The 6,898-nt window shown below is 67.8% G+C and carries 4 protein-coding genes; 2 read left to right on the top strand and 2 right to left on the bottom strand.

What is annotated here, in order from left to right:
* Both QZY48_RS16595 and QZY48_RS16590 read right to left on the bottom strand, forming a co-directional pair.
* A partial coding sequence (locus QZY48_RS16595) for an NERD domain-containing protein kinase family protein (RefSeq protein WP_295432930.1) occupies nucleotides 1–2,508 on the bottom strand: 2,508 nt, incomplete at its 3' end.
* 297 nt (nucleotides 2,509–2,805) lie between these two features.
* A complete protein-coding gene (locus QZY48_RS16590; RefSeq protein ID WP_295432928.1) occupies nucleotides 2,806–4,899 on the bottom strand; it encodes an EAL domain-containing protein in 2,094 nt (697 codons plus the stop codon).
* 547 nt (nucleotides 4,900–5,446) lie between these two features.
* Between QZY48_RS16590 and QZY48_RS16585 the strand changes: the two genes are divergently transcribed.
* Entirely contained in the window at nucleotides 5,447–6,319 is an 873-nt protein-coding gene (locus QZY48_RS16585) for an SIR2 family protein (protein WP_295432925.1), read from the top strand.
* A 41-nt stretch (nucleotides 6,320–6,360) separates the two neighbouring features.
* On the top strand, nucleotides 6,361–6,768 hold the full coding sequence (locus tag QZY48_RS16580; protein ID WP_295432922.1) for a hemerythrin domain-containing protein: 408 nt from the start codon (nucleotides 6,361–6,363) through the stop codon (nucleotides 6,766–6,768).
* The last annotated feature ends 130 nt before the right edge of the window (nucleotides 6,769–6,898 follow it).

Here is a 6,898-nt window from a genome sequence, read left to right as displayed (position 1 = left end):
GGTCTCCCAGACCCGGCGGGAGGAATGGATCTCGCCGAGGCCCAGGCGGCGGGCCAGGTGTTGCAGGAAGGCGGTCTTGCCGTCGCCGGCGTTGCCGAACAGGATCACGAGGTTGACGCGCCCCGCCTCAATGTCGTCGAACAACACCTGATCGAGCCGGGTCTCCACATAGGTCGAGATCGCGAACGCCGAGTCCAGGCCGCGGGTTTCGCGCACTCCGTGACGGGAGCCGGGGTAGGTGCGCAGCAGTTCGTCCAGCCAGGGATTGGTGTTGGCGGACAGGGGCGGCGGCGGGGGCTCGGCAGCCGTCGGCCGGGTTGGGATGCCGCTGCTTGGATCGGCCGTCTCCGCCTCCAGTGCATCCAGGATGGTCAGGGCCTCGGCGGCGTCCCGAAAGCGGCGGCCAGGGTCGGGGTCGGTCGCGTGGTCGAGGAACGGACGCAGGCGCCTCAGGCCGTCGATGCCGTCCCAGCAGAGACCCAGGTCCTTGCGTCGTTCGGGGCCGTGGGTGAAGGGGTCGCGTTCGGTGAGGGCCTGGAACAGGCTTGCGGCCAGGGCATAGAGGTCGTCGGCGGGGGCGATGGCGGTGCGTGCCTGCACCGCCGGGCTCGCGTAAGGCAGGGTACCGCCCCGCGGTATCTGACCAGTGCGGGCGACGGTGTCGTAGTCGGTGAGCACGGCATTGCCGCCGCCGACGATGATATTGCGCGGGCTGACATCGCCATGCACCAGCCCAACTCGATGCAGCGCATCGAGCCCGGTGCAGATCTGGTGCAGCCAGCGCCGCGCGAGGGCCTCGTCGGACGCCTCGCCCAAGTCCTCGGCGAGGATGGGCAGCACCCCGGCGAGGTCGTGCAAGGGGGTGCCTTCCACCCATTTGAGCAGGGCCACAAAGCGGTCCTGTTCCCACTCGGCGGCGTACTCGTGGATGGCGGAGAGGTGGGGATGCGTGGTGTAGGCGCGGGCCAGCCGGTAGGCGTGGATGGCGACCTTACCATCTTCCGCGTGACGGACCAGCTTGGCCACATAGGTGCCGAAGCGCTCGTCCGACCCCTGGTCCAGTTCGACCACCTTGAAGGTCTGCCCGACACCGCCTTGCCCCAGCCGGCCCAGGATCTTGTAGCGCGACTGCTGGAACGGGACCACGGTGTCCTCGTCCCAATACTCGGCGGGGGGCAGGCTTGGCGCCAGATCCGTGTGGGCCTCCGGGGCCGTGGCGAGGGCGGCAAGCCGGGCGGCGATCTCGTCCAGCGTCGCGCGATCCGCCGGGGCCGGGGCACAACCGGCCTCCAGTACGGGCGCGATGCCGAGGGAGAGAGGATCGGTCCCGTCGAACAGTAGCAGCAGTGACGCGCACAGGCCAAAGCTGTCGGAGCGGGTATCGGCAACGCCGAGACCGCCCGCGCGCACCTCCGGGGCGAAAAAGGGCGCCAGCTCGCCGCAGTCTAGCCGCGCCGGGGCCACGGTGACGGCATCCTGCAACCGGGTCAGGTTGAGTTCGGTAAAGAGCGGCTGATTGTTGTGCCGCACCCGCAGGCTGCGCGGTGTCAACTGCCGGTGCAAGGCCGGTCCCGCCTGCGGGTCCTGCGGGCGATGGAATTCCTGCAAGGCGGCGACGGCGGCACGGGCATAGGCGAGCCTGGCCGGTGAGTCCCAGCCGGGATCGGCCTGCCGTTCGGTGAGGCTCGGGGCAGCGGGGTCGACCAGCGAGAAGAAGTGCAGTTCGCCGGGATAGCCCTCGGCCTCTTGGAAGGAGTCCAGCAGGCTCGGGATGAACTGGGCCTTCTGCCAGTGCTGGATGCTGTCGAATTCGCGCCGCGCCAGCGTGAGTGCGTCCTTGTCCTCGTTGGCCGACAGGTCGTACAGGTGCAGGATGACGCGGTCGCGCCGGGTGGGGTGCTGGCCGCGATAGATGCGATGGAAGGCGTCGGCGGGTGCCGACAGCCGCTCCAGGTTGATGAGCCCGGCGAAGCGGCGCAGGTCGCCATCCAGGGCGACCTTGACCCGCGGTCCCAGCAGGCGGGCCGCCAAGGCGATCTGATCGGGTGACAGGCGTTGGCCGCCGCCGACGTTGAGCAGTTCCTGCCACTCGGGCAGTCCGAACACCGGGATACCGCGCGGCTTGGGTCGCCGGTCGGACGGGAAGCGAAGCTCGCCCTTGGTCAGCAGCAACTTACCCGCGACGAAACCGACATCCAGGCCGGTGCGCAGCCGGCCGGCGACCCGCTTCGCCTTGGCGTCGATGCGGTCGGCCTCGTGGTCGACGGTCAGCGCGTCCTTGCGCAGGTAGACCGCATCCCAGTGCTTGACCTCGACGGTGCAGATGCCGGGCGGGCCGATGACGACGAGGTCGATCTCGTCCGCGCGGGCACCGGTGTGCTGGGCATGACTCAGGTTGGAGAGGATGATCCAGTCGCCTTCGGCGCCCTGGAGCTTGGCGCGCAGCCGCTCGCAAGCGATGCGTTCGCTTGCGTTGACGAAGGTCCCGCAGGGGATGTGACGAACCATCTCTGTGCCACCCTATTTTCTTTGCATCCTGGATCAGATTGCGGGCGAGGGTCAACGCTATCAGGAGTCTAAGGTGGGAGCAAATGTGTTCGGGATAGGGTGTGTAGAGTGTCACAGGTCGGCAGCGTCCTCGCAGGGCCAACACCTGGCCCAACCCCTACCGTCGCAAACTCACCAGGAATCTCCCGACCATGCTGCGGCACGGCAGTCGGCCGAGATCAATAAAGTGGGACCCCATGCCCAAGACCTGGGGTCCACTTTACTTCAGTTGCGTTCATGTGCGGACAGCATTCCTTCCTACCCCGCCTCCACCTCCCCCAAATCGAACACCGGCTCGGGCAGCGGCGCCTGGATCGCCGCGCCTTGGGCGAAGCGTACGCCGCTGGCCCAGACCGCGCCGACCAGGGCCGGGGCGTCGATCCCGGAGGCAATCACCTCGGCGCCGCCGCGGGTCAGTTGCCCGACCAGTTCGGTCAGACGCGCCGGCTTGGTCTCCCGCGCCATGGCGGCGGCGAGCTTGACGAAGGGCGGTCGTATTTCTGCTACCAGGGCCAGGGCGGCCGGATTGTCGATCAGGTCCATGACGCAGACCTCGATCCCGATCTTGCGCAGCACGCCGACGAGGACGGCGCCCGTCTGACGGTGAATGAGCAGGTCGTCCAGGCTCAGTTGCAGGATCGGGCGGCGCTGGGACAGACCGTGCGCCAGCACCTGGGCGCGCAACCAGGCAACGCAGCCGTCCTGGGTCAGGCTCACCATGTGTTGGCGGACGAAGAGCCGCAAGCCCGGCTGGGCATGGCACTGGTGCATCAGGACCGTGAGCGCGCGCACCATGACCCAACGGTCGATCTCGGCCACCCGCCCGGCACGCTCGGCACTCGGCAGGAAGTCCGCCGCGGCCATCAGCGCACTGTCGCCCGCCGCCAGGCACAGCATGACCTCCACAAACCGCAGTTCCTGGTATTGCACGGCGATCATGGGTTGGTAGAAGAGGCGGAAGCCGCTCGCGCGGTCGGCACCGCCCAGCGCGCGTGCGACCATGGCGGTGATCCGTCCCTCGTGAACCGCGTCCACCGGCGCCGCGGCCGGCGGCTCGTCGGCCAGGGTGCAGCCGCCGCCGGCCGCCAGGGCGCGGTCACAGGCGTCCGCGGCCCGGGCGATGAGGGTGACGGCATCCACCGGGTTGGGGCTCAACCGGCCGACGCCGACGCTGACGCCGATCGTAACGCTACTGCCCGCGACCTGGATGGGCATCGCCGCGACCGCCGCCCGCAACCCCTCGGCAAGGGTGCGCAGGGCCTCGTCCGATTCACGCCGGATCAACAGCGCATGACGATAGTCGTCCAGCCGGACCGCCAGGTCAGACTGCTCCAGGCGGTCGACGATCAGGCTGCCGATGCGGTCAGTCGCCAGGAGCGCCGCCCCGGTACCGCGTTGCTCATCGAGCCGGCCCGCCCCTTCCAGCGCAACCACCAGGAGCCCCTGGCCGGGCGGCGGGCCGTCCGACCCGGTGCGGGCCCGCTCCAGGTGACTGAAGAAATGGCGGCGGGTCGCCAGGCCCGTGTCGGGGTCCAGGTGATCGGCATCGCCGAAGGTCCGGCGCAGGGTACGAGTGACCTCGATCCGGTGGGTTACGGCGCGGACCAGGAGGTCCGGTCGGATCGATTTGGAGAGGAAGGCATCGCCGCCCAGGCTCAGGGCGCCGGCCTGACGCTCCGGGTCACGCTCGACCGAGTACAACAGGATCGGCACCCAGCGACAGGTCGCCTCGTCGCGAATGATGGCGGCCAATTCGGCGCCGCTGGCCAGCGGCATGTGCAGGTCCATCAGGATCAGATCGGGCGCAAAGGCCGCGACGACGTCCAGTACCAGGGCGGCGTCGATCAGGGTCCGTACCACGAAACCCGCGGCCATCAGAACGCGTTCGGTGAGCAGTGCCTGGGTCGCGCTGTCATCCACCACCAGGACCCGCGACGCCTCCCCGTGCCCGGGCCGACACAGGGTAATCAGCCGCTCGACCAGTTCGCCGGCCGCCACTGGCGCGACGAAAAAGGCCGCAGCGTCGGCACGCATTGCCTGGAGACGCCACTCGATGGCGCGCGAATGGGCGATGACCACCAGCAGCGGCGGCTTGGTCATCGGCGGCTGCACAGCGTCCACGAACGCCTTGATCGTCTGGTCGGCGCCGAGCAGGGCAGTGTCGAGGATCAGGACGGTGCAGCCGCCCGCGTCCGCGGGGACGGACGGGGCATCCCCCGGCCCCTCGGACATGCGCAGCGCGATGCCCGCGCGTTCGAGCAAGGGGCGAATCCGGTGCGGCAGGCCGGCGTCGCTACCCCAATAGACCACAGAGGAGGCCGGGACCGAACGATTGGTTGAATCGCTGTGCATGGGGGCGCCTGGAGCGCTGGTCGGCCCCACTCCGAGGTCCGCCGGCGGCATCGTAATCGTTGCGAATTAACGGGGGGCGGGTCCGCGACCCCCCGTGCGTTCAGCGAGCACGTCTGCTTTCAGTTTAACGCCGAAAAAGACCGAAACGTTGACTCAGATCACCCTCAGCGCATATTTCCTGCGCGAACCACGGCCGTTCCCGCCGCTGGGCGGGCGCGGATGTACACGAAAGCACAGGACACCCGGCCCCTGCAACCCGCCCCGGCCTGTCCGGAAGACGACAAGGCGCTCGAGAGCGTCGCGCCCCGCGGCCTGTCGGTGCGGCGATCCGGGGAGGACCTGGTAGGGCGAGGCGCAGCCCCCCGATACCGTCCGAGACTCGTCGTCGGCTTGGGAAGCGCTTTAACCCAAAAAGAGTATTTGGCCGCAAATGAACGCAAATGAGCGCAAATAAACCTGCTGGTTAGCATCGTCGACCGCTAACTGCCGTACCTGGCGCAATTTTTGCGTTAGGTATTGGACCAACGGCAGCAACGAGCGACTGATCATGGCTACAGAACAACTGAAAACACTGGCGCGCGGCATCGCCACCGGCGACATCGTCCCCTATCTCGGCCCCGGGGCGCTCGCCGGCGTGCGCGACCTCGCCAACGGGGAGCCCATCCCGGCCGACAGTGACAGCCTGATCATTGCGCTGAACAACGGCAAACCCATGTCTGCCCGGCTCATGTGGGAATTCCCCCGGGCGGCCATGGACGTGGAACTCAAGCGTGGGCGCAAGGCCGTCCATCGCTTCCTGGACACGACCTACGGGCAGCGCGCCTGGACCCGCGCCCCCCTGCACGACTGGCTCCAGTCCTGCCTGCCGCCCTATGTGATCGACATCAACCGCGACACCCAACTCCAGGACTCCTACGCCGCCCGCCCCCACACCCTGGTGCGCGGGATCAGCCGCATCGGCGGGACCAACTACCGCTTCCGTATCGATCACTATGACGGGGAAACCTACCGGGAACTGGAGCAGGACGCCGTCGACCCCTCACTGCCGGTCCTCTTCAAGCCCATGGGAAGCCCGCGCCCGGACGCAACCTACATCGCCTCCGACGCCGATTATGTCGATTACATTACCGAACTGATGGGCGGCTTCGCCATCCCCTCCTTCCTCAAGACCTACCGGCAGGGCCGGCGCTATGCCTTTTTGGGTCTGCGATTCTTGAGGGATACCGACCGCATGGTCATGTCGGATATGATCTATGCGGCCGCCACGCCCCCCGGCTGGGCCCTGATCCCGGAGCCGACCCAGAAGGAGCAGCGTTTCTGCGAGCGTTTAGGCATCGAGATCATCGCGGCTGATATCCCGGACCTGCTCACCGCCGCAGGCGCCGCGGGTGAGGGAGCGGCAGACCGGGCAGCGCCATAGCTCCCCGCCCATCACGAGGCCGACCGCTGAGCGCAAGACCCATGCCCCTGATCGACGACTTCGAGGCCCGTTTCCTGCTCGGCGTGCCGGCCATGGACTGCACGCACCGGGAATTCGTCGAACTCCTCAACCGCATGGCGGAGCCAGGCAATGCCGCCTTCGTCTACCTCTATCAGGACCTGATCAACCACACGCGCGCCCACTTCGCCAACGAGGATGCGCTGATGCGCCAGAGCGCGTTCCCGGCCAGCGCGGAACACACCGCCGAGCACGCCCGGATCCTGGGTGAGTTGGACGCCCTGCGGTCGCGACTGGGCGCCGGCGGGCGCATCGCGCTCGCCAGGGCCTTTGTCCTGGAGCAACTCCCGGCCTGGTTCGCCCTGCACGCCGTCACCATGGACAGCGCCCTGGCCGCCCATGTAAAGGCCGGGATGAAGGTCGGCTCATGAGGCGAATTGTGTGATGCCACACAGTACCCTGAGGAATTCCACAGAGCATGTCTTGATATTGTGAGCCCATTCATGAATAGCGACGTACTGCTGTAGATATACCTTGTTCACACCACGAAATGGGCGAAGG

This window comes from uncultured Thiodictyon sp. (assembly GCF_903828115.1).
Lineage (GTDB): Bacteria > Pseudomonadota > Gammaproteobacteria > Chromatiales > Chromatiaceae > Thiodictyon.
This window is presented reverse-complemented; position numbering and strand designations above follow the sequence as displayed.